This is a genomic window from Sporolactobacillus caesalpiniae (assembly GCF_040513385.1).
GTDB lineage: Bacteria > Bacillota > Bacilli > Bacillales > Sporolactobacillaceae > Sporolactobacillus.
Genome location: NZ_JBEVCB010000006.1, coordinates 30,483 through 55,439, shown reverse-complemented (window position 1 = coordinate 55,439; position 24,957 = coordinate 30,483). Strand labels below are relative to the sequence as shown.

The window sequence follows — 24,957 nt, the reverse complement described above, 5'->3', positions numbered from 1 at the left end:
GTATGCAAAAGCCTCGGAGAAACTAGTGATCTTCCGAGGTTTTTCTATAAGCAAGAAAGGATGATTTTGGTCCGGATACTAAGATAAGTGGCATTTTAAAGATATGAAAGGTGAGATGCCTGCAGGAGCGTCTCTGTTGATTGCGAGGCAGGGAGCTCCCCGCAGATAATGGTCTGTTCGAGGAGGCTTCCAGATCGCCCCAAGCGAACAATCGGAGCGTACACAAAAATCAGTATGGTTTAAGGCCAAGCACAGCTTGGTTTTTCCTAACAGGTAAAGAAAGTTTATCGTTTTGCCTTGCCGGTACGACGATATGGTCATAAGATTCGGATGGACGATTAGGTAAGCCGCCCAATCTAAGAAATAAACGGAAAAATTCCGCTTATTTAGAAAATGAATGAAAAAATAGCTTAAATAGACGGAAAAATTCCGCTTATCGCATCGAAAAACGTGAAAATAGAGGGCTTTTCCGTGCATAAGCGGAAAAATTACCCTTATTTACCTGTAAAACAAGCACCATGATGCAAATAGCCGGAAAATCTCCGCTTATTTTATTCCGGCCACGTTACTTAATTAAGGATCAAAATGATTCATGAACTAGAACTGTTTGTTCAAGACAAGCTTGATGATTCAAAACCGCATTTAGCGAAAGTCACTGCATCCTGCGGAAGTAAGGACCGGGCTGTGCCCGGTTTTTCCCAACTCTCCAACTGAATTACAAAAAATACTCACCCGACTTCGTATACATGACCTACAAAGTCGGTTAAAATGAAGGAAAGTGCGAGGAGGAAGAACAATGAGTGATTTTCTAAAAAAAGGGTTTCTTATTGGACTTGGCGCAACACTTGCCAGCAAGGAAAAGGCTGAAAACTTTCTCGATGATCTTTCAAAAAGCGGCGGTGCAGCTGCTGAGGAAGCAAAAGCACTCTTAACAACGTTAAATGACAAAGGAAAAGACAGTACGGACAAATGGCGTAATGGTTTGCGACAGGAGGTTATTGATGCAATTAAGGATCTCGGATTTGTAAGCCAGGATGAATACACACAAGTGCAGGAAAAGCTTGCTGTTTTAGAAAGCGAACTGTCTGAGTTAAAGAAAACAATAACAAACAATGAAAAATAACCTGTATAGGTGAAGTCTATGATTGGAAAACATATACGCCATATTAAAAGATATCAAGAAATCGTCTCTGTACTCGTGAAATATGGCTTTGGTTATATTGTGAAAGATGTCGGCTTGTTTCACTTACTATCATTACCGAAACAGATCGTTTCTGATTTTTCAGGAAACGGAAACGATCAAAAATCTCTAGGTCAACGTATCCGGTTAATGCTTGAAGAACTGGGGCCGACCTTTATCAAGTTGGGTCAGCTTTTGAGTCTCAGAACAGACATTCTTCCGGGCCAGATCGCCGAGGCAATGCGGGATCTTCAGGATCGGGTTACACCGGTAGATCCACAACAAATCAAGACTATTATCTCTCAAGAATTCGGTTCATCTGTTGAGGATGTGTTTGCTCAATTTGATGAAACCTGCATGGCCGCTGCTTCAATTGCTCAAGCGCATCATGCCATTTTAAAGACAGGTGAAGAGGTCGCTGTAAAAATTAGACGACCGGATATTGAAGCGGTGATAGAAAACGATATTGAGATTCTTTGGGATCTTGCATCGCTTGTTGAAAAACGATACGAATGGGCACGTACCTATCAGATCATAGACCTTGTAGAAGAGTTTTCACTTGCGATCCGTAAAGAACTGGACTATATCATGGAAGCGCGGACAACTGAAAAACTTCACGACTTTTTCAGTAAAGATGATCATGTCATTATTCCAAAGGTCTATCACGATTTTTCAACAAAGAAAGTATTGACTTTGGACTATGTTCACGGCTATAAGTATGGAGAATTGATTAATGGCCATCCGAAAGGCATCGATAATAAACTAATTTGTGAACGGCTCGTGCGTTCGTTTCTTGATCAGGCATTAATCTGTGGCATCTTCCATGGTGATCCCCATCCTGGCAATCTTTTCTTTTTTCCTGAGAATAAGATTGTCTATATTGATTTCGGACAAGTCGGGTATTTGAATGAATCAATGAAACGTGATTTTGGCGACCTGATTATTGGACTTATGAAAGGGAACACCGAACTGCTTTACCGCACTATTTCGGCAATGGCCATGATCCCTGACGACTTGAATGAACGTCAGTTTAAAGCCGATCTAGATGTTCTTCGTGAAAAATACTATCGCCTGCCCTTTAAGGACGTTCACATTGGGAAGGTTATTCGTGATGTTTTTGACGTGACAAAAAAGCATCATATTGGTATTCCTAAGAACTACACACTGCTTGGCAAGGCGTTGATTACGCTTGAAGGCCTGATAACAAAACTAGATGATGACATCAATATACTTGAACTTGCCGAACCTTATGGACATCGGCTAATTATCAGACGCCTGGATCCCAGTGAACTGTCAAAAAAAATTCTCATGAATGGCTATGACGTTGTTGAAAACAGCATGCGCCTCCCCTCTCTATTACGAAAGACCTTAACACATCTTTATAAGGGAAAGACCCGGGTGGAGATGAAACTGCCTCAGCTGGAATTTTTGCTTGCTAAAGTAGATCGTGCCGCTAATCGCATCTCATTCAGCATCATGTTACTTTCATTCAGCATTATTTTGGCATGCATTATTCTCGGTGAAACGTTTGGATCACGCTCACTCCTCAGCAATGTTCCGATTCTTGGCATTGCTGTTACAGTTGTCCTCTTCATGTTCATGATCGTTCTCTTATCAATCTTTCGCTCCGGGCGTTTCTAAGGAGCCCTTCACCATCGGCTCTATTGCAGCTCGTTCCTCAATTGTATCTGCCGGAACAAAAAACAAGTAATAAAACGCTGAAAGTACAGTCATTGCTCCTACAATTAAGAACAGTGATTCTATCGACAAGACTTTCGGATAAGAGAAGGTAATAAATCCAAGAGTCAATGACTGAGAGAGCATCAGTATCGGTGTACTCCAGCTCTCCACCCGTCCCATCATCTTAGGGTCGACAATATGAGGCATCCACCCTCCAATCGCGACATTTACCAGAGGAATCATGAGTGTTGAAAGAAAAATCATTACAAAAAAAAGATAGACAGTTGATACATAACCCGCACAAATCATGAACAAGCCGCTTGTAAGTAAACCGATAATGATCATCGAACGGAAGCGGCATTTGCCAGCGCATACAGATGCCGCCACGCTGCCAATTAAAATACCGAATCCCGCAATAACACCCGCCCAAACGGAAAACAACTCATATGAATGAGGAACCAGTTTATATTTTAAGATAAAGATGAGCATAACACTGCATCCACCGTTAATCACACCAAAAATTGTGAAGCTGGCAACAAGTGAAGTTAACAGTTTATCCTTTATGATATAAAAGAAGCCTTGATTAAAGTCTGAAAAAATTGATCGAATCGTTGTTGACTTTACGTTGTAACTGCCGTTTGGCAAACGAACTTCTGCGCGAATTTTCGGCAGACGTATTAAAATTGCCGAAATAATAAATGATAAAGCGTCAATTATTATTGCGCCTTGCGGTCCCATGTACCAGTAGACAAGTGCCCCTAACCCATTTCCAAAAATCATAAAGATACTGCTTACCATTTGGTTTAATCCTGCGGCGACAGCATAGTCGCTTTTTCTTAATATACCTTGTAAGATGGCCTGTTCAGCAGGTGCAAAGAATTTAGCGATGGCTGCTCTCAAGAAGATAACCGGAAAAATCCAGCTCAAATGCTCGAACTCGACCGCAACGAGTAATGCGATCGAAAGATAAGCGCTTATCCAATCACAGTTAGATGCTATTTTCTGACGATCCATTCGATCTGCCGCAACGCCTACGATCCAGAAAATTAACAGCGACGGTAGGGAGAACATCAACTCATTCAATGTTGCCAAGTAGGGCTGATGACTAAATCGATCAAGAAAATAGAATATTAATGCGGTCATACCGATGACGCTCCCTAACTGAGATGTTACAGAAGCAGTAAAGAGTAAAGAATATTGCCTATTTTTAAAGATGGCAAACGACGCTTTCATTTTGTTCCACTCGTTTCTTAGTCATGATTTTTCTTCATGACCCAATTGTAAAACGCAGCCTAATAAAATGATTCGACCTGCTGTAGGGTTTCTTTCTCCGGCTGAGGTCTGAATCTTACTCAGCCTCTTTATTTTTTTATCAACAAATGAAAGACGCGTGAGCCCGTCGTTGGATCAAGTGTTGTTACGAATTGATTTAATCTATTCTGAGCACGGATCACATTCCTCAAATCATCTTGACCATGCGTTTGAATCAAGCGATTAAATTCCTCTGCGATGCGTTTAATTTTACGTTCGTCTATCCCCTTTCCCGCCATAAATAGTGTTCCTGCTTTTCCTGATTGCGGATGAATGGCAACCCAGTCGCTATTTGCTTGGTTTGATATCATGTGACACTCGACTTGTTGAACCGCCTCGCCAATAACAAGCAGCACATCCTGCCTTTGGCTCGGTACCGTTTGTACCTCCTGCTTGAGCTGTTCAAAAACGACAGCGTTAAACACATATGGGTTTTCACTAAAAGGAAAGTCACGCTTAATTTTGTTTCGTATCGAACGACTTCCTGTACAAGCAATGAACTGTTGTTTTGATATTTGAATAAAGCTCGCTTTTTGTCCTGGACAAACGTGACACTCCCCTTCCGCTGTAATTTCCACCAAATTTCCATCACTAACTGCTGAAATCCATTGATTCGTTGCAATGATCGAGACAAAACTCATGAAAAAACCTCCTCTGCTTTATCTTCTATTATAAGAACTTAAGCATTGAAAAGAGAAGAAGAAGAAATTCGGATAATTAGTCGAACGAACGAGCATTTTTATTTGCTTTTTATTTTCAAAGTCATAAAATGTACCCATAAGGTTCATTTATTTGTCACATTTATATAAAAAGAAGTCTTGAAATTTGGCAATTAATTAGATTCCAAGACAAAGGCAAGATTCTGAAGGAGGAACAATTATGGGAAAGGTTAAAGCAAGTGAAGCTGTAGTCAAACTGTTCGAAAATTGGGGAATTGATCACATCTATGGTATCCCAGGAGATTCTATTGATACGATGGTGGAAGCTCTTCGCAAAGAGGAGAACAAGATCAAATTTTATACGGTTCGTCATGAAGAAGTTGCATCACTGGCTGCTGCTGCGTACTCAAAGCTTACTGGCAAGATTGGGGTGTGCCTCGCGATTGGCGGACCAGGTGCGATACACCTGTTGAATGGTATGTATGATGCCAAGATGGATCATGTACCTATGCTTGTTCTAGTCGGACATATTCCAGCAAGATTAACCGGTACAGATTACTTTCAAGAAGTCAATACGGTTGAACTATTTAAAGATGTTGCCGTTTATAACAAAGAAATTACCAGTGCAGAGAGCTTCCCAACGGTTGTCAACCAAGCAATCCGTACCGCTTATCAAGAGCGCGGTGTAGCTGTGTTGTCTATACCGGATGATATTGCACTTGGTGAAATTTCAGACGGTGCGCCTCAGCTCTCAACAGTTTTCGAAAAGAAAATCCCTGGTCTCGTACAAAATGATCTTAATGACGCTGTCGCTCTGATTAATAGCGCAAATAACCCAGTGATCCTTGCCGGCGTTGGTGCAAAAAGCGCTAAAAAAGAATTACGAGCATTTGCCGAACGTATTTCTGCGCCCGTAGCCGTGACCCTTCCCGGCAAAGGTGCAATTTCTGATGATCATCCGAACTTTATCGGAAACATTGGCAAGATCGGCACTAAACCTGCTTATGAAGCAATGAAGAGCGCAGATCTGCTGATTATGATCGGCACTGATTATCCATACGCCGCTTATCTTCCGGAAGGTGCGAAATGTGTTCAGATTGACATCGATCCTCTTAAGATTGGCAAGCGATATTCTGTTACTGTTGGCATCGTCGGCGACGCGGCGGACGCCCTATCCAATCTGACAGAACATATAACACCCGTTGCGGATCGTCCATTCTTGAAAACATGCCAAAGTAAGATGAGCACTTGGTGGAAGTGGATGACTGAAGACCAAGACAAGAAACAGACACCTATTGCCCCTGAAGCACTTATGGCTGCTATCGAATCAATTTCCGAAGAAGATACCATCTACTCTGTCGATGTGGGCACATCAACGGTCTGGTCAACCCGTTATCTCAAAGTCTCAGAAAAGCAAGATTTCATCGTTTCCGCTTGGCTGGGTACAATGGGCTGTGGTCTCCCCGGTGCAATTGCCGCAAAACAGGCATTTCCAGAACGCCAAGCCATCGCGATCAGCGGCGACGGTGCGTTTGCGATGGTCATGCAGGACTTTGTCACAGCCGTCCACTATAAATTGCCGATCATTATGATTATTCTCAACAACAAGCAATTGGCTTTCATCAAATATGAACAACAATCTGCCGGTCAATTAAAATATGCGGTTGACTTTGGAGACATTGACTATGCCAAATTTGCCGAGGCATGTGGCGGCAAGGGCTTCCGCGTTGAAAATTACGAGGACTTGCAACCTGCACTCGAACAAGCCAAAGCATCAAATGTACCCGTCATTCTCGATGTAGAAGTTGATGTCAACGCCGCGCCCCTACCAGGGAAGATTGTAATGGACGAAGCAAAAGGCTATGCTAAATTTACCGCAAAATCGATTACGGAAAATCACAAGTTGGAAAAAATGCCGCCAATGAAAACAGTCGTGCGCAGATTCTTATAAATTTCAATTTAAAATGTCCAAATGGGATAATCCCATTTGGACATTTTTTTGTAGTATGAATTGTCGATTCATAAAGAATTAAAAGAGCTTCGACTGTTTAACATGTCATTTCGTAACAACCGCATGCCCGCCGAATTCGTTGCGCAACGCGGCTACAACTTTTCCAGAGAACGTGTCGCTTTCAAGCGAACGATAACGCATCAACAACGACAGTGCGATGACCGGCGTTGGCACCTGCATGTCTAGTGCGGTTTCCAAGGTCCATTTTCCTTCGCCCGACGAAGCCATAACACCGCTCAGTTTTTCAAGATTTCCATCTTTTGAGAAGGCGTCTTCAAGCAGTTCAACCAACCAGCTCCGAATCACAGAGCCATGATTCCAAACCTTCGCAACGGCCTGATTGTCGTAGTCAAAATCGCTCTTCTGAAGGACTTCAAATCCCTCTGCGAGTGATTGCATCATTCCGTATTCCACGCCATTATGGACCATTTTCAGGAAGTGCCCGCTTCCTGCTTTTCCTGTGTAAAGATATCCGTCTTCAACGGATATCGCTTTAAAAAGTGGTTCGAGATAGCTAAATGAACGCTCATCACCGCCAACCATCACACACGCGCCGCTTCGCGCTCCGCTCATGCCTCCGGACGTTCCCACATCCATAAAGGAAACCCCTTGTTTTTTACAGAGCTGATAGCGGCGAAGGGAATCCGTGTAACGAGAATTGCCGCCATCAAGAATGATGTCCCCTTCACTAAGCAAAGGCAACAAATTTGTGAGTGTCTGCTCTGTCGGATCTCCCGCAGGAACCATCATCCAAAACACACGTGGTTTATCCAGCGTTCTAATAAGCGCTTCGATCGATGCGAATCCCTCAATACCTTCGGACGCCTCTGCTTTTTTGACAGCCTCAGTCGAGAGATCAAAAGCTTTTACTTCAAAACCATGTTCGGACATATTCAATGCAAGATTATAGCCCATTTTTCCTAATCCAATTAATCCGATTTTCATTTTCAATCACCTAATTTACCAATTATTTAAGACATTCCATAGTTAAGTTTAACCCATATACGTAGCTTCTCCAAATCTATTTATAAAAAAATGGTAATAAATTTATTTTCAGACAAAAAATCACGATTAATAAGCGGTGCGCGTCATACAGGATCTGTATCTGTATGTAAGTGAGCCGTACTTGAAACGAGCGGTTTACGATATGTATCCGCAAAGATAAGGATCGCGACTAAAGGAATGCTCATTAAAAGAAAATAGATCGCCCTATTTAGGTAAGGTCTTGTTTCCCGACGATAAATTCGAAATTGAAGATCTTTTCCTTCATTCATTCTGCCATTTTGAAACAGTGTGCCTCCTTGATACAAGTCTCTTTGTTCAAATAAACCTTTTCCATGGATCGCTAAATTCAAAAAATCCTTTGATCCTTCAGAAATCATTGAGACGGATAATTGATAATTTTTGTCACCGGAGAGCTTGCGGTCTAACTTAATATCCGATAACTTCCCCTGTTCGAGCACTTGGTCTGAGAATGCAATTCTCTCCTCCTCAAGTGTCCCAGATAGTGAATGGATGACCAGTTCATAGGCACCATGACCGTGCGCGCTTACCTTGCCTAATGAAATATAATCAAAAGGTTGATCTGCATAAAATGTTTGTTGCACAGTACTCGTAGCAGAAACATGTGCGTTCATCGTTCCTTTTCTTTGATTTTGATTGACTGCATACCGGTACTGCACATCGGGTTTCTGTGTCAACGGTGCCAAATGAGCCACAGTGATACAAAGAAGAATACTAAAAAGGATGTGGGCTAAACTTTGCGCGTTTACCCGTGTTTTCAAATACATTAATGCAAATTGGTTTTCATTTGAATAGGAGACCAATTCTTTAATCCCATAACAATTTCCAATTAACATCGGAAATATAAAGAGCAATGCGTATCTTGGCTCAGCTTCCCATACAAAAATATAGAAGAGATAATTTCCAAACAGCATGATCTGAATCAGCAAATTGGCATCTATCTTATGCAGTCTAAAAAAGCGTAAGACAGAGCACAAGAGAAGCCATAAATTGACACAATGAAAGATTTGACTAATAAATTGTATCAGTCTTCTCTGTCCGCCAAAAAAGTAATCGTACATCAGTGTGTGCTCAGATGTGTTCCCCATATACCAGTAATATCCCATTGATCCGTCCACATACACACGGAATGCTTTTACCAGCCACAAATAAAGTAGTTCGCTTTTTTTTCTTGTAAGTCTCCTTTTTATTTCTTGCATGTTCACTTCTTTTTTTTTCGCTTGCGTGTGCTGATTATAACTGCGTCTGAAATCTTGCCAGTTGTAGCGCCCCTGCTCAGAAAGTCCGAGCATGATCCAATGCGTTGTCGGCATTTTTAATTGCTGGTTTGCATTTATGTGCACTTGCTGCGCTAGCTGGCTTGTTGATGCTTGCCAAATGAATAAGGCGGCTAATGTACCAATTACAATAAAAACCGCTTTTTTTACATTGGATTTGAGAAGTAGATACAATGTCAGCGCCGGCAAGAATAAAATTAAATTTTGCCGAATGACACAGCCTACCGCAAGTAAAAGACACAGCATAATGATGTCGATCAAGCGTTTATCGCGCTCATACCGCAGCCAAAGATAGATAAGCAGCGGCGGCATCATGATCATGAGCGTATCTGAATAAAAATATAACGAGTAAAAGAAGATCGGTAAGCATGACAACACAATCACGAGAAACAATACAGTCATTTTTCGACCGAGCTGCATCAAAACGATTTTCCATGAATAATAAATACCAATATTAAGAGCAACCATACACACTAAGTGATCCAGAATAAACAGCATTTCTCTTGAATAAACAGGTGCGATCAAGTAGAGACCATACCGAATAAGCGTGATCGGAATATTGTTTGGATAGATTTGGAAATAAATACCATCATCATGAGCGTTTTTGTTCTGTAGCAAATCCAAAGCCTTCATAAACACATGACCTCCATCAATCTCAGGAGGCTGCAGCCCAGAAAATGTTACTAGAAGAAAACATTCGAAAAGAACGATTATGGCAAATAACGAGACAATCATCCTATTTAATTTACGGTTGGTACATCTCGATAGAAGGTGATTCGTTGACAACAAAAAAAGGAACGACACTACAGTAAAAAATAGCAGCATTCCCGTAAGATCAAGGGCTGAAAAAGCAAAATTCCCATAATGAACGCTTGATCCCAGAAGAAACGGAGCTACTATACTCATGAGTAAAAAAAGACCGACAAGCAGCGCGAATGAAATGCAAAATAAACGAATTAAGATCTTTTTCAGATACACTCTGTATCACATCCAGATACTTTATTCCTTTCACTATCTTAATTAGTATCCGTCAACACATCTCAATTTATAACGAAGGTGAACATAAAAAGCAGTCGATGTTATAATCGACTGCTTCTGACACGCCATTTTATCTGGTGAATTAATGATTAGTTGTTTTCCGTCAAAGGCTTTTTCCATAATCCAAGTATAAATCCGGAGATCACTGCTCCAAGAATAATGGATATTAAGAAAAGAATTGGATGGTTACCGAGCAATACTACAAAAATACCTCCGTGAGGTGCTGGAATATTAATGTTCCACAGCTGAGTCAAACCGCCAGCAATCGCAGCACCGACAACACTCGATCCAATCACACGAAGAGGATCAGATGCCGCAAATGGAATCGCACCCTCGGTAATAAATGATAACCCAAGAACATAATTGGTGATACCTGCTTTACGCTCTTCTTCAGTAAACTTATGCTTAAACAATGAAGTTGCTAATGCGATGGCGAGCGGAGGAACCATACCACCGGCCATAACTGCCGCCATCATAAAACCGTTTGTATTTCCGCTACTTGTAAACACGCCAATGGCAAATGTATACGCCGCTTTGTTAACCGGGCCACCCATATCTACAGCCATCATACCAGCCAAAACAATACCAAGGACAATCGCATTGCCTGTACCCAAATGATTCAATGCTCCAATTAAACCTGTATTAATCCATTTGAAAATCGGATCAAAAATGTAATACATCAAACCACCGGTTAATAAGAGGCCTAAAACAGGATAGAGCAGAATCGGTTTCAAGCCATCCAGTGTCCGAGGCATTCCTTGAAAAACCTTTTTCAGCAAGACAATAACCCAACCAGCAAGGAATCCGGCAGCTAAACCGCCGAGGAATCCAGCACTAGCATTAGACGCCATGAAACCGCCAACCATACCAGGCATCAACGCAGGCCGATCGCCAATACTCATCGCAATATATCCGGCCAAGATCGCGATCAGGAAGTGAAATGCACCTGTATCTCCACCGGATATAGCGCTGAGCATTTTAAAAATAGTATTGTCAGCCCCAAGCACTCGTTCCAGAAGGAAAGATATGGCAAGTAAAATACCACCACCAACAACAAATGGAAGCATGTGCGATATACCATTCATCAAATCTTTGTAGATTTTGCTCCAAATCGATGTATTTCCTGCCGATGCGTTTTCTTCAGAATCGCCGCCTTCAGCGTGATATACCGGCGCTGTTCCTTCGAGCGCTTTGTTGATCAATTCTTCAGGCTTACGAATGCCATCACTAACTGGCGTTTGGAGTACCTTCTTCCCATCAAAACGCGCCATCTCGACCTTTTTATCTGCTGCTACAATGACACCGGCCGCACGTGCGATTTCTTCTTTTGTCAGCACATGTTTCGCGCCTTCTGAGCCATTTGTCTCAACACGAATAGAAATTCCCATTTCTTTAGCTTTCTTTTTAAGCGCATCTTCAGCCATATACGTATGGGCAATACCTGTCGGGCATGCCGTAACAGCAACAACAAATTTTTCTCCAGTGGACGCAGGCGTTGCTTCTGTGGACTTTTCTGCCGCTTCCTTCGCCTCTTCAGCATCATGATCTGCCTGTTTCTCGTTAAAAAGTTGAGCAACGTCACCTGTTGTCTGAGCATGCTTCACTTGTTCAACGAATTCATGATCGATCAAGAGTCGTGATAATGCAGCGAGCGTTTGAAGATGTACATTATCTGCTCCCTCAGGCGCTGCAATCATAAAGAACAGGTATGAAGGCTGTCCATCCAAAGCTTGATAATCCAAACCCTGTTTGCTTCTACCGAAGACAACAGTCGCCTCATTCACCGCTTTTGTCTTCGCATGCGGCATGGCAATTCCATCACCAATACCCGTGCTCGACTGAGCCTCGCGTTTCAAAATCATTTCTTTAAAAAGCTTCGGATTATTTATTCTTCCGTTTTTTTCAAGGCTGGCAATTAATTCATCAATAGCGCCTTCTTTGGTTGTGGCTTGCATGTCCAAGACCATAACGTTTTCAATCATTAGATCTGTAATTCGCATTAGTTTTACACTCCTTTAGCCTGTATTCACTTCTTAGTTGCGCAATATAATTGATTCGATTTTTTATAGAAACCGATTTCAATTTATTGCATTCATGAACCACATTCATGCATCATAGTACCAGTAACGCGTTTTTTTGCAGAGCGAATCGTTGACAGCTATTCATTATGACAGTTTCGTTGCTTGATTTGCAATACAAACAGATGTTTTGTCTGTTATTAAAGAAAGATATCTTTCCGGCACTTCATCCGTAATAATTGTTGCCTCGCCTAAATCAAACATCTTACAAAATGAAATCTCTGCAAACTTGCTGCTATCTGAAACGACGTAAGAACAATCAGCAAGATCATGTGCGCGCCTTTTCAATGCGGCCTCTTCCGGATCCGGAGTCGTGTAACCCATAGACGGGTCAATTCCATTAACCCCAATGAACGCAGCATCAAAACGAAAAAGATCAATATTATTCATTGCGATGCTTCCGACGATTGCCTTTGTCGTTGGTTTCATCAAACCACCGAGCAAATAGCAAACCTTATGTTTACGAATAAGCAGGTCGCAATGAGCAGGGGCATTAGTGACAACGGTTACATTATTTGCGGCTATAAATGGAATCATTTCTAATGTAGTTGTCCCAGCATCTAAATAAATGCAATCATTGTCGTTAATTTTCTGAGCAGCTAACTGCGCAACCATTTTCTTCTGCTGCACATTTCTTAACGTCTTGGCCTCCATATCCGGCTCTTCATTGAGTTTTCTTAATAGAGATGCACCACCATGAATGCGGCGGAGAAAATGGCGGCTCTCTAAATCGTGCAAGTCACGACGAACTGTCGATTCGGAAGCATCCAGCATGAGCACAAGTTCCCGCAATTTAACAACATGCGACTCGGTCAAAAGCTTCAGGATCATCTGCTGTCTTTCTTCAGCCAACATATCTCATCCCTCCACAATTTTTATTTTAACATAGTTCCAATCAAAATCAATCAATAAAGATCATTTTTTGTCACCGTTTACAATTTTTTATCCACAAACCATGATCGAAAGTGACCGTTATATTCACCCTTTACCGATTAATAATTCAAATTCACATGTGATGTCCGCCGATTCTTTTTCAAGCCATTGTGTGCGTTTTTCTTCAGAAACATTCCAAGCGAGTGGCGTCATACGTATTAAATCACGGATTCCTTCTCGATTTAAATGAGCTACATAGTAAATGTTTTGTGTGATTGTGTCTGGAAAATGTTCTGTGAATAGTGTACGAGTGTCTGCGTTTGAATACTGTGCTTTATCATGTTCATAGATTGAGGAGCGCAATTCCTTAAGATACCCGCTTCCGGGAATAACCTTAATCACATAACCACCCGGCTTCACCATCTGATCAAAGGTCTGATAGTTTGATGGTGAGAGAATGTTGAGGATAAGATTAAATTGACGCTCTTTAAATGGAGGTTGGGCAAGATCTCCGACAAGCCAGATTTGTTCGGTATAATATTTTGCTGCGAGTTGGATACCTTCTTTAGCAATATCAATACCACAGCCTGTTACGCTGCGAGATGCGTCATGAATGAGCATTTGACAGATTTTGGCGAGATGTGACCCTTCTCCGCAGCCAAGATCCAATATTGATATATCCGTGGGTAAGTTCAATTGTTTGCCGATTTGTTCTGAAAGAATATGAATGAGTGGGTTGAAGAACCCGTGATCCACAATAATTTTTCTGCGTGCTTCAAAAAGTGTTTTCTCATAATGAGTATGAACCTGTTTCGTCGATAAATTAACGTAACCTTGCTTTGCCAAATCAAACGTATGTTTTTGCGCGCAAATCAAACTTTTTTGTTCCACAACGCTTAACGACTTTCCACAGATCGGGCATTTCAATAAGTATATTTTTTGATGTATTCGTTCAGCGCAACGTGTGCGTTTATTCATATATCTGCACGACCTTTATCATAAAATTAATCAACTAATTCGTTTAAGCATGTGTTTCATTATAACACAGTAATAAAGATGCGATTTTATTGTGCCCTTTTCACTAGTGCGTGTATAATAAATGTATTCCTACGTGAAAGGTATGATTAATGTGAGTGACATAACGCATTCAATTCCCCGTCCACTTGTCAGAACAAACCAATGGGTGATTGTCCTTAGTACTCTTCTCAGTTTGCTTACCGGGTACTATTGGCTGCTTTTAGTGCCTCTGCTATCCGGGTTGTCCGGACTTTTAGTGCATTTCAATCCCGTGATGGTTCTTGCAAAAAAATTCTTGAGAAAACCAGCCACTGCTTATATTCCTGAGGACAAGGATCAGCAGAAATTCAATCAGACGATTGCTGTTTCATGCCTATCGATCGCTTTTGTAAGTTATCTCATGCGCTGGACAGTCCTTTCAATCGTCTTTTCTGTGATAGTAGGTCTTGCGGCATTCGTAGCGATTTTGGGCTTTTGCATCGGCTGTTTTATTCACTTCCAATGGTCACAATATCGACAAAGACGTATTCAGGAGCAAACTACACCTAAATAAACTCATGAATATACTCCTAACCTCATCGGCTCCAATGATGTGCGTTTGTCACAGGTTAAAAACTGGGTGAATACACTAAGGGGAAAAGGAGCGATGAATATGACAGATAATTATAACGTAAGTGAGCAGCAGTTTTTCGTCCCGCAAACGATGGATGACCGAAATACAAACAGTTCGCCAAATAACCAATCGATTAACGATTTATGTCGCAAGTACATGAACTATCATGTCATTGCGCAGATGGCAGACGGCTCAAGAATTGAAGGAATTATTGAAGATGTAACTGATCAAGGTGTCGTGATGCTGGTACCTGAAGATGTGAATGAAAATGACCGATACTTTTATGGCCCTGGACCCGGTCCACGTCCGAGATACAGACGTTTCAACCGATTCCTTTTCCCTTTTTTACTTTTTTCAGTGCCTTTTCTATTTCCATATCCTTATTACTGAGCTCCTGAGACTAATGAATTTAAACAGTTTTATTAGAAAAACCGGGCAAAAAGCGCCCGGTCCTTGCTTCCGCAGGATGTGAAGACTTTCGCTAAATGCGGTTTTGAATCATCAAGCTTGTCTTGAACAAACAGTTCTAGTTCACACTGGTAGGAAAGTATAAGAAAACATTTAAAGGAAACGAGTGTAAGCGGTCCGAAAAAACGCCGCGTCCTGCGGCTCATCGGACACTAGGCCGTCCATGGCCGTCGCAACTAAGGCTTCGCCTTCGCCAGGGGCTTGGCGAAGCCAAGTTTTCTAATAAATCATTTTGATCCTTGATTGAGTAACGTGGCCAGAATAAAATAAGCGGAGATTTTCCGGCTATTTGCATCATGGTGCTTGTTTTACAGGTAAATAAGGGTAATTTTTCCGCTTATGCACGGAAAAATCCTCTATTTTCACGTTTTTCGATGCGATAAGCGGAATTTTTCCGTCTATTTAAGCTATTTTTTCTTGCATTTTCTAAATAAGCGGAATTTTTCCGTTTATTTCTTAGATTGGGCGGCTAAAAGGAGCACTTATGCCAGCTTCTGATAAAGACTCATACTATTGTATAAAAAGGCACTTCCTCAACGGGCGTGAAAAAAGAGGAGGTGCCTTTCATTTTTTGCTATTTCTCAGACTGTCTCCGCCAGATTACCAAGCATAATCGCCATAGATCCTCCAGCTTCCATCCATGTACCCGCCGTCACTGTTGGGTCAAAGATTGTATAATCTTCGCTTTCATCCAATAATCTCTTTCTTCCCTGTGCTTGAAGAAAATTACCGATGCAAAGCATAAATGTGCCTACGATCTGATACATTTTTTTCCATAACTTAGGATCAGTTAAAAAAATCATATTTGCCAGTACTTCCTTCAAATTTGAGGACATTGCTTGAACAAGTAATTTCCGATCATCATCTTCGTCACGAATAAATTGAATAGCAAAAGAGCCATAACCAATAAAGTTCAAAGCAACTCCTAATTGTGCGACCGGATCATCAGTAAAAAATTCCGCAATTAATGCACCTGCGCCCACCTGGATCAAACTACCGAGAAATACTAGCTGATCTTGTGTCTCACGGTCCAAATTTTTCATTGGCGTCTGTCCAACGGCGGCCATTACTTTCCCAACTGTTATGGATAGGAGCGCAAAATTTTCAGCCACATCGTCTCTCTTCACAGTTGTCCCCACCCGTCTTCTGATGCTCATTACTATATCGTATTCACTCGTCACATAAATTGACCGAGTAGAATCATTGTACCGGCTGTCACCAGTTATCAACCGGAGTTCTTTTTTATTTTTAAAAGAGGATTCGCAACAATCGGAGAAATAAGGCAGGCGGCAAACGCTTCAGCAAGGCCATTTGTTAACACAACAGCGAGTAAAGCCGGAAGTAATTTGCTGACATCAATTTGCAAATAGTTCGCATAAGGATGACTGTAAAAGATGTAGATTAACCCTAGAACTAATAGGGTATTCGTCAATGACCCAAGAAGTGCTGCGATCGACATCGACGGGATACGCTGTAACCTCGTTCTCTTCAATCTGAGATACACGTAGCCTGCAACAAGTCCGACAAAAATACGTGGCAAAATTGAAATCAATGGGTTGGTAAACACAATTGGTGCAATTGGACTGCTCGGAAATGTAAATGCGCGTATGAAAGTCGTCATCCCCCATACGCCACCAATGATTGCCCCATCTGCTGGTCCAAGAACAATGGCAACAATAATGACCGTCAGATGGATAATTGTAAGACTAAATACGCCAATAGGTATATAGCCTAAAAATGGCAAGAAATTCTGTAAAATAATTATTGCAGTAAAGATACTTAATAAAACTAATCGGTACGTTTGACTGCCACTGTCTTTTTCCATAATAGACTCCTTTACCTACACCAACGAATTTTTGCTCTTGTTTTCAGACGGCTTAATCAGCCTACATAGAATTATAAATCCTTTTTTTAATCAAGCAAATAGACCTTCTTGATTTATTCCTATAGCGTGCAAAATCAATTATATGATATGTAGTGACTAGGATACAACCACTGTTGACTATACAATTAGTTTACATAATATTATTATTGACTTCTTGATATTATAAAAAAACAACACGTCGACTTCTTCAATCAGCCTGATATGTTGTCTTCAATCTAAATTTGATACAGAGTAACTGTTTAACGCCTTTTATATCCAGAACTATTCTCCCCCATCTTTTTCTTTCAGAACACTAATCAATTTTTTGATTTGGTTCGGAACAGGAAGTCCGATTTGACCAGCGTTCTCCAAAATTGACAGGAGTTCATTTGCGAGATAAAAATAGATCGTCGCATCCATGATAATATTTTTTGAGCCGACAATGACATCACACAAATGTGCGGCAGCCACAATCGTGAAAAGCATGACCTTCTTAGCTATCCCCTGAAATCCGATTTTACTTGATAAGGAGCCAATGTAAGCCGCTGCGATAAGACCGGAAATATAATCAATAATGACAAACGCGACGAGTACAGCAATCAAAGATGACCATTCTCCATACAGATAACCCGAAACGGCTCCAAGGAAAGCTGCAATACTTCTGAAAAACAACTCATATTTTGTCAACAGTCAACACCTCACTAATTCATTTCTATAGTTTATGATTGTCCTTTAAACTATATAGAGGCTAGCGAAGCAGCAAAAACACCCATTTTTAAGACAAAAAAAGATCCCTATAGTTAGGGATGTAAAATTAATACTTGTTTTGGGAATTATTGCTTTTATGCACTATAAATAGTAACACAGTGTTTAGTACCTATCATCAAACTAAGGTTGCTATTCATCTAGGCCTAAGGTCTTAATAAATATAATAATGAATTTAAGGTGAATATTGTTGCGACAAGCAAATCTTTAATCTTCATGGATGGGAAAATTAGAGAGGAAAACGTTATTGCACCAAACGCACTTGTGTTTTAAATACGCTTGAAAGATTAAGTATTTGGGGCAAGATTTGCTGAGGGCACAACCATGGATTCACCTCAAATCCAGCCGGCAAAGCAATGGATCGCTTAACCACTATTATCATAGCTCGTTTTCGCCCGCCACAACAACGTATTTATGTTGCGTTACCCCGCATATTTTATGCGGTACCACGCATGATCACGCATGAGATGCGCCGTTTTTCGTATTACACCCTCAAAAATGTTAATAAGTAAGGGCTCTTCGGTCAAGAGCATTCCAATGGGTAAGCATCTGTTCATTATTCATCCAGCGTTTCGTCCCTGTCCAGGGATCATTATAATAAAATCCATTCTCTGTATAGCCAGTAAGCACCAACGCATGAAAGTAAAAACCGTCATATGTGCCCCAAATCACGACCGGATGATCTTTGCTTAAATAATCTTTCAATTTGTCAGTTGACGCTCCGGTCAGATTCACAGAAGTTCCCGCATACTTTTTCACAAGATTCATTAGAGCAGGTGGATAGATGGTCATTCCCGACTTAGAGTACGGACTGCCGACAAACCCGGTATTAGGATCACCGTTTGTTGCACGCGGCATTTCCTCTGCAAGTGCCACTTTGGTCACACGTGCTCCTTTGTGACGGAGCATCATTGTAACTGCCGTAATCTCGCACCCTGCAGGAAGTTCCGGTAATTGACTCATGACGGCAACATTTATACGATGACTTTTTGGAATTTTAATTCCTGAATAGATAACCTTAGTCACCGGCTCATTAATCACTTTTTCAGATATTGCCTTTCCCAACACAACCTTACTGCCAACAAGTTTTGCCTGATAACGGACAAGTTTCGAACCTTTAATGCCTGTTTGATGAATAGTGGTTTCTCCTCGAACCATTGATGACTTTTCAACATTTTTCGTTTTGAATGTGATGCTTACTTTCTTTTCATAGATTACTTGAACTTTTTTTGAAAGCGACGTGCTAACACCACCACGTTTAAATGTATAGGTTAGTTTATACGTTCCGACTCTTTTAGTATCCACATGACCTGAAATCTTTAATGACTTCAAGGACTGTTTGTCTCCTTTCTGATTAGTCACGGTAACATTTTTTTTCGGATCAAAATGTTCACCTAAATGAATGGTTTTTGGCACACTTTTTACATTTATTTTGACGGTTTGCCCAGATGCAGCTTCTCTAAACACTTTTAAGGAACAACCGAAAAGTTGAAGAGCAATAATGAGAATAAAAGCAATGATAATAAAGCTCTTTAGCCGTTTATGCAACTGGTACGTCCCCCCTTTAACAATGGATAACTGTATTACAAAAATTTAACGAAGAATACTTAATTTTTGCTTAAAAAATTTTGGGAGATTACGATTTTTGAATGCCATGTTATTATAGTTATAGATATGGACCAACTATTTGAAACGAATGGAGGATTTGTTGATGGCGGACTTATCTTTTGTAGCAATAGATTTCGAAACCGCGAATGCGCATCGCACATCCCCGTGTTCCGTTGGTTTAACAAAAGTGAGCCAAGGACAAGTTGTTGACTCCTATTATTCATTAATTAACCCTGAAGAATTCTTCGATGCATGCAATACACAAATACATGGAATTCATGAGGATGATATAACCACTGCCCCGACAATGGCTGAGCTATATCCAAGACTTCTCTCGTTCATTGATGGACTTCCTTTAGTCGCACATAATGCCAGTTTTGATATGAGCGTCTTGCGCTTGACACTGGATAAATATCGGTTGCCTTATCCGGAGGTCAATTATTTTTGTTCCTACATTCTTGCCAAGAAACTATTGACTTTATCATCCTATCGTTTGGATCAAGTTGCTTCATATTACCACATTGCATTTCATCATCACCAAGCCTCTGAGGATGCTTTGGTTTGCGCGGAAATCGTTAAAAACATGATGCAAGAATTTCAACTTGATAGTTTAGATCAAATGCAACGGACAATTAATTACCGGCTCGGCCGCCTACATAAGCATTCCTATGCTCCATTCTCATCAATTGCGAGACGCCGCGGAACATCATACTTCAAGCCGTCAGACATAATAACAGCTAAGAAGCATTTTGACGAACATCATCCGCTTTTTCACCAAGTCGTAGTGTTTACTGGAGTGATTCAATCCATGTCACGTCAGGACGCATGCCAAATCGTGGCTGACTTTGGTGGCATTAACGGCAACAGCGTGACTAAGCAAACAACGCTGCTCGTGGTTGGCAACCCTGATCCTCGGACACCTACGAATCAAAAAAGCAGCAAAGAACTCAAGGCAGAAAAACTTTCTTCACAAGGACAAGAGATCAACATCATAAGCGAAAACGAATTTATATATATGATTAATCTGACACAAGCCAAAACAGAACAATAAAATTTAGACAACAAATAGTCGAAAATATAAAAGGACCTCCAGCTAATTCAGGTTGGAGATCCTTATCAATTTCTCTACCATGTAATTCATTTTTATCTAGCGGAGCGTCTTGTCTCATCTTTCCAAATCAGCACACAATAATGAAACGAAATGTGTATTGAGCGAAGAATTGACTGCTTTCTGCGATTGTTATGATATATATTCATAAACAGCCTGATTACTTTCAATCTTTGCTTCCATGTTGGTTGCTCAATTTGTGTTTGAACAGGTTGTTTCATTTACATCCATCCTTTAGGAGGCAAAATGCATGACGACGCCTGACTATAGCCCGTTTTTGAAAACCTGATGCCTATTCATACCTTAATATTAACAAGCATGCCACAATAGCATGGTCATTATTTAATATTCTTAAACATAATAAATGGTGACTAATACCGCTGACAGCGTCAGAAACCACCAATGGATGCTGGATTGAGGATTATTTAAATGAATTATTTTGTAACACAGTGACAGTTTTTTGAGTCGTCCGTGCAGTTTTTTTTGTATATGCTACAAGCCGAACGATGTCGTTACAACATTGCTTTGCACCAATTACCAACAGCGGTACACCGATAAAATCAATTTTTAACCATCGTGAACACAGACCACCTAGTGTCATAGCGAATGGAACCGTTGGTGATGTATTCGAAAAAATAATCTTTTCACTGCCCTTATATTTTTGCTGCAACAATAAACTCAAATTTGATAATGCTGCAAGCATATGCTTTGATGATCCGCGGCCAACCGTATAGACTGAATTTCCATCATCATCAATTCCATGGAAGATTAGTGTACCCATATCAGCCGAGGTAAGCCGATTAAAATAAGGTACAGATATGATTTCAGCTTTGGTTAATTTATGATCTGGAGATATTTTTTTTAGATGATACGCAGCCGCTAGTGCTGTAGTATGCGTGCCGCCAAAATCATTATATATGTAAATCAATGGGATCATCCTTTTTCATGCAAGTTTCCATTAATTTTCCCTATTGAACCATGAATTATCCAATGCCGGTAGATGATTTCAGAGCAGCAACGAAGTAGACAGATACTGTGATTGTTAACTTATTTACTCATCAAAAGGACAAAATGCAGAAAGACTTTTGAAAATCGGGGCAGATTCAGGGCGCAAACAAAAAGAAACCAATAATTGAGCGTTTGCCCCCCTCTTTTTCAGGGCAAAACAAAAACCCCTCAAAGCCATACGGCTCAAGGGGTTTCAGCAAATCTATTTGATTAATATTGTTCCATGTATTGATCGCGTTCCCAAGGGTGTACTTGAGTGCGGAACATATCCCATTCAATTTCTTTTGCATCGTTGAAGTGGGAAACCGTATGTTCGCCAAGCGCGCCAGTGATAACTTCGTCTGCATTAAACGCATCGACAGCTTCTTTAAGAGATGCAGGCAATTCATGAATGCCAAGTTCTTCGCGTTCCTGATCGTCCATCACGTAAATACTGCGGTCAACTGAAGCAGGAGGTGTCAAGCCTTTCTTAATACCGTCAAGTCCAGCAGCAAGCAATGCAGCCATGCCTAAGTATGGGTTAGTCGCAGGGTCAACGCTACGTACTTCGATACGTGTGCTGAGACCGCGAGCTGCAGGGATACGAATCAGAGCGCTTCGGTTGCTCAATGACCATGCAATATAGCTTGGTGCTTCATAGCCAGGAACCAAACGTTTGTACGAGTTAACGATCGGGTTCGTAATGGCAGTGAATGCACGCGCATGTTCTAGAGAGCCGGCGATAAATGCCTTTGCTGTCGCACTAAGACCATCTTCAGAATTTGCATCATAAAATGCATTTTCTTTACCCTTGAAAAGAGACATGTTCGAGTGCATACCTGAACCATTTACACCAAACAGCGGCTTAGGCATGAATGTCGCATGCAGTCCGTGCTTACGGGCAATCGTTTTAACAACTAATTTAAATGTCTGGATGTTGTCACAAGTTTTAACAGCATCTGCATATTTGAAGTCGATTTCGTGCTGACCAGGAGCTACTTCATGGTGAGAAGCTTCAATTTCAAAGCCCATGTCTTCGAGCTCAAGTACGATATCACGACGACAATTTTCGCCAAGATCCGTAGGAGCGAGGTCGAAATATCCGCCTTTATCATTTAAGTCAAGAGTCGGTTCGCCTGATTCATTCAATTTGAAGAGGAAAAATTCTGGTTCCGGTCCAATGTTGAACGAAGTGAATCCAAGTTTCTCCATTTCAGCTAGCTGAGCTTTCAAAACCGAGCGAGGATCGCCTGGGAACGGCGTACGATCTGGTTTGTAAATGTCGCAGATGAGACGTGCAACTTTACCTTTTTCTGCTGTCCAAGGGAAAATGACAAAGCTGTCATAATCAGGATACAAAAGCATGTCTGATTCTTCGATCCTTACAAATCCTTCGATTGAAGAACCATCAAACATAATACTGTTATCAAGTGCTTTCCCAAGCTGACTTACGGGAATTTCAACATTTTTAATAATCCCAAGCAAATCAGTGAACTGCAAACGAATAAATTTAACATTTGCTTCATTTACCTTAGAAATAATGTCTTCTTTTGTAAACTTTGCCATTCAAGATCCTCCCCAAAGATAAGTTTCTGTTTTCAAAATTATATACACAGAGAAATATCATCGAAAAAACCGTGATAACTCCCCTTGTATTAACGAAGTTTTGCCAAACTTGCCTGCTTGCACGAGCTCGGACTTAAGGAATTTCATGAGTTCAGCATCCGACATTGCTTTCTTTCCTTCAGCAGGTCGGTTTGCCACTACAGGCTTTTCACTGAGTACTCTCCTAATACCAGCTAGATTGACACCTTCATCTAAAAGAGATTTGATGTCCAAAAGCCGATCGACGTCGTTAAAAGAAAAGACGCGGCGATTTCCTTCACTACGCTCAGGATGAATTAAATCATTTTCTTCATAGTAGCGTATCTGCCTGGCCGTCAGCCCAGTTAATTTCTGAACAATACCCATGGAGAATAAAGGCATTGATCGGCGTACGTTATCAGCCATTTCGCCTCACGCCCCTTCCTTAAACACATTATAACGGGCAGCTGATTTGTTGTCAATCAATGTTAGTTTATCTTACGGCAATTTGTTATGATTTTAATTGAATTGTCACAATTTGATTAAATCATGATCGAGCAGTTCCTTTTCCATTAGATGATTAACCGCAATCATCAGCGCCGCTTTGACATGCTCAAAGGTCAATCCTCCTTGAACATAAAGAGTATACGGAGGACGAATCGGCCCATCCGCCGTTAATTCAAGACTTGCTCCTTGAATAAAAGTGCCCGCTGCCATGATGACATCGCTTGTATATCCCGGCATTGGACTTGGGTAGGGTTGCACATGAGCATTGATTGGGGAAGCCATTTGTATCGCCTGACAGAATGCGATCATTTGATTCGGGTCATGGAAAGTGACTCTCTGAATAAGGTCTGTCCGCATCTTTTCCCATGAAGGCGACGTCTCCATCCCTAATTTTTCCATCAGTGCTGATGTGAAAACTGCACCTTTCACCGCTTGGGCGACCGTATGCGGGGATAGAAAGAATCCTTGATATTGATCTTTGAGTTCACCAAGCGATGGACCTACTTCTTTTCCCAATCCCGGCGCTGTCAGCCGTTCCGCACACAACGAGACCAAAGCCTCGCGACCTACTATATAGCCGCCAACTTTTGCCAGTCCTCCACCCGGATTCTTAATTAGAGATCCTGCCATTAAATCCGCACCAACATGACACGGCTCGCGCGTTTCAGTAAATTCGCCATAGCAATTATCAACAAAGATAACAACATCTGGGTGTGCCTTTTTAATTGAGGAAATTGCTTCACCGATCTGACTGACCGGTATGGAGGGTCGGTTTGCGTAGCCGCAGGAACGCTGAATACCGATCATCTTTGTGTTCGGGGCAATCGCATCAATCACAGCCTGCGTATCTATTCTCCCCTGCCTCAGCGGAACCGCTCTGAATTGGATACCAAAATCCTTCAGTGAACCGTGACTGTTTCCCGATAATCCGATCACACCTTCCAATGTGTCATAAGGCTTACCGGTTATGTACATTAACTCATCACCCGGCCGAAGTACACCAAAAAGTGCGGTTGTGATTGCATGTGTACCCGAAATCATCTGTGAACGCACGAGAGCTGATTCCGCTCCGAAACAATCGGCATACACAGATTCAATACCTTCTCTCCCAAAATCGTCATACCCATAACCTGTGCTGCCATTAAAGTGGGCATCACTTATTTTATTTTTCTTAAAACTTGATAAAACGCGGTATTGATTTTCTAGAGCGATCGCATCAACTGCTTTCAATTGTTCTGCAATTTGCGCCTCGACCGCCGCAGATATGCTTATTAATTCTTTTCCAAACGTTAGTGCATCAAACATT

General features: G+C 41.2%; 21 protein-coding genes. 6 read left to right on the top strand and 15 right to left on the bottom strand.

The annotated features are described in order from the left end of the window. Nucleotides 1-796 precede the first annotated feature (796 nt). Nucleotides 797-1,123: a phasin family protein gene (locus tag ABWW58_RS12635; RefSeq protein WP_353869471.1), complete on the top strand. Its 327-nt coding sequence runs from the start codon at nucleotides 797-799 to the stop codon at nucleotides 1,121-1,123. A gap of 18 nt (nucleotides 1,124-1,141) precedes the next feature. Then, entirely contained in the window at nucleotides 1,142-2,821 is a 1,680-nt protein-coding gene (locus ABWW58_RS12630) for an ABC1 kinase family protein (RefSeq protein WP_353869470.1), read from the top strand. Here the strand turns inward: ABWW58_RS12630 and ABWW58_RS12625 are convergent. Beyond that, nucleotides 2,795-4,093 carry an MFS transporter gene (locus ABWW58_RS12625; RefSeq protein WP_353869469.1) on the bottom strand — a complete coding sequence of 433 codons (1,299 nt, stop codon included), beginning with the start codon at nucleotides 4,091-4,093 and terminating at the stop codon, nucleotides 2,795-2,797. The two genes, ABWW58_RS12630 and ABWW58_RS12625, sit on opposite strands and share 27 nt — an antisense overlap. Before the next feature lie 128 nt (nucleotides 4,094-4,221). Further along, entirely contained in the window at nucleotides 4,222-4,812 is a 591-nt protein-coding gene (locus ABWW58_RS12620) for a hypothetical protein (protein ID WP_353869468.1), read from the bottom strand. 238 nt (nucleotides 4,813-5,050) lie between these two features. Here ABWW58_RS12620 and ABWW58_RS12615 point away from each other — a divergent pair, with 238 nt between their 5' ends. Continuing rightward, nucleotides 5,051-6,781, top strand: coding sequence for a pyruvate oxidase (locus ABWW58_RS12615; protein ID WP_353869467.1), 1,731 nt, complete (start codon nucleotides 5,051-5,053; stop codon nucleotides 6,779-6,781). A 105-nt stretch (nucleotides 6,782-6,886) separates the two neighbouring features. On the opposite strand, the gene gnd is transcribed toward ABWW58_RS12615, so the two are convergent. The 5 genes from gnd to ABWW58_RS12590 form a co-directional block, all read right to left on the bottom strand. Continuing rightward, nucleotides 6,887-7,786, bottom strand: a complete 900-nt coding sequence (gene gnd, locus ABWW58_RS12610) for a phosphogluconate dehydrogenase (NAD(+)-dependent, decarboxylating) (RefSeq protein ID WP_353869466.1) — start codon at nucleotides 7,784-7,786, stop codon at nucleotides 6,887-6,889. Nucleotides 7,787-7,929: 143 nt separating this feature from the next. Further along, on the bottom strand, nucleotides 7,930-10,119 hold the full coding sequence (locus ABWW58_RS12605) for a glycosyltransferase-like membrane protein (RefSeq protein WP_510770843.1): 2,190 nt from the start codon (nucleotides 10,117-10,119) through the stop codon (nucleotides 7,930-7,932). Between the two features lie 149 nt (nucleotides 10,120-10,268). After that, a complete protein-coding gene (locus tag ABWW58_RS12600) occupies nucleotides 10,269-12,179 on the bottom strand; it encodes a PTS fructose transporter subunit IIABC (RefSeq protein WP_353869464.1) in 1,911 nt (636 codons plus the stop codon). Between the two features lie 165 nt (nucleotides 12,180-12,344). After that, the gene (locus ABWW58_RS12595) at nucleotides 12,345-13,112 is read right to left on the bottom strand and encodes a DeoR/GlpR family DNA-binding transcription regulator (RefSeq protein ID WP_353869463.1); all 768 of its coding nucleotides are present in this window, start codon (nucleotides 13,110-13,112) and stop codon (nucleotides 12,345-12,347) included. 123 nt (nucleotides 13,113-13,235) lie between these two features. Further along, nucleotides 13,236-14,108, bottom strand: coding sequence for a putative RNA methyltransferase (locus ABWW58_RS12590; protein WP_353869462.1), 873 nt, complete (start codon nucleotides 14,106-14,108; stop codon nucleotides 13,236-13,238). 142 nt (nucleotides 14,109-14,250) lie between these two features. Here ABWW58_RS12590 and ABWW58_RS12585 point away from each other — a divergent pair, with 142 nt between their 5' ends. Together ABWW58_RS12585 and ABWW58_RS12580 are read left to right on the top strand one after the other, a co-directional pair. After that, entirely contained in the window at nucleotides 14,251-14,700 is a 450-nt protein-coding gene (locus ABWW58_RS12585; RefSeq protein ID WP_353869715.1) for a DUF4395 domain-containing protein, read from the top strand. A gap of 99 nt (nucleotides 14,701-14,799) precedes the next feature. Beyond that, nucleotides 14,800-15,150 carry a hypothetical protein gene (locus tag ABWW58_RS12580; protein ID WP_353869461.1) on the top strand — a complete coding sequence of 117 codons (351 nt, stop codon included), beginning with the start codon at nucleotides 14,800-14,802 and terminating at the stop codon, nucleotides 15,148-15,150. A 659-nt stretch (nucleotides 15,151-15,809) separates the two neighbouring features. Here ABWW58_RS12580 and ABWW58_RS12575 read toward each other — a convergent pair. The 4 genes from ABWW58_RS12575 to ABWW58_RS12560 all read right to left on the bottom strand — a co-directional run bounded on the left by ABWW58_RS12575 (nucleotide 15,810) and on the right by ABWW58_RS12560 (nucleotide 19,405). After that, nucleotides 15,810-16,355, bottom strand: coding sequence for a DUF6944 family repetitive protein (locus ABWW58_RS12575; protein WP_353869460.1), 546 nt, complete (start codon nucleotides 16,353-16,355; stop codon nucleotides 15,810-15,812). A gap of 98 nt (nucleotides 16,356-16,453) precedes the next feature. Then, nucleotides 16,454-17,053 (bottom strand): ECF transporter S component, encoded by a 600-nt coding sequence (locus ABWW58_RS12570; RefSeq protein ID WP_353869459.1) that lies wholly within the window; start codon nucleotides 17,051-17,053, stop codon nucleotides 16,454-16,456. 321 nt (nucleotides 17,054-17,374) lie between these two features. Then, the gene (locus ABWW58_RS12565) at nucleotides 17,375-17,779 is read right to left on the bottom strand and encodes a phage holin family protein (RefSeq protein WP_353869458.1); all 405 of its coding nucleotides are present in this window, start codon (nucleotides 17,777-17,779) and stop codon (nucleotides 17,375-17,377) included. A gap of 579 nt (nucleotides 17,780-18,358) precedes the next feature. After that, nucleotides 18,359-19,405 (bottom strand): C39 family peptidase, encoded by a 1,047-nt coding sequence (locus ABWW58_RS12560; RefSeq protein WP_353869457.1) that lies wholly within the window; start codon nucleotides 19,403-19,405, stop codon nucleotides 18,359-18,361. A gap of 163 nt (nucleotides 19,406-19,568) precedes the next feature. Between ABWW58_RS12560 and ABWW58_RS12555 the strand changes: the two genes are divergently transcribed. Beyond that, nucleotides 19,569-20,516 (top strand): exonuclease domain-containing protein, encoded by a 948-nt coding sequence (locus ABWW58_RS12555; RefSeq protein ID WP_353869456.1) that lies wholly within the window; start codon nucleotides 19,569-19,571, stop codon nucleotides 20,514-20,516. Nucleotides 20,517-20,994: 478 nt separating this feature from the next. Here ABWW58_RS12555 and ABWW58_RS12550 read toward each other — a convergent pair whose 3' ends face one another. From ABWW58_RS12550 to ABWW58_RS12535, 4 genes are all read right to left on the bottom strand, one after another. Next, on the bottom strand, nucleotides 20,995-21,501 hold the full coding sequence (locus tag ABWW58_RS12550) for a DUF3189 family protein (protein ID WP_353869455.1): 507 nt from the start codon (nucleotides 21,499-21,501) through the stop codon (nucleotides 20,995-20,997). A 290-nt stretch (nucleotides 21,502-21,791) separates the two neighbouring features. After that, nucleotides 21,792-23,126 carry a type I glutamate--ammonia ligase gene (gene glnA / locus ABWW58_RS12545; RefSeq protein ID WP_353869454.1) on the bottom strand — a complete coding sequence of 445 codons (1,335 nt, stop codon included), beginning with the start codon at nucleotides 23,124-23,126 and terminating at the stop codon, nucleotides 21,792-21,794. A 57-nt stretch (nucleotides 23,127-23,183) separates the two neighbouring features. Further along, nucleotides 23,184-23,570 carry a MerR family transcriptional regulator gene (locus ABWW58_RS12540; protein WP_093669397.1) on the bottom strand — a complete coding sequence of 129 codons (387 nt, stop codon included), beginning with the start codon at nucleotides 23,568-23,570 and terminating at the stop codon, nucleotides 23,184-23,186. Nucleotides 23,571-23,675: 105 nt separating this feature from the next. Next, nucleotides 23,676-24,956: a methionine gamma-lyase family protein gene (locus tag ABWW58_RS12535; protein ID WP_353869453.1), complete on the bottom strand. Its 1,281-nt coding sequence runs from the start codon at nucleotides 24,954-24,956 to the stop codon at nucleotides 23,676-23,678. Nucleotide 24,957: the final 1 nt, after the last annotated feature.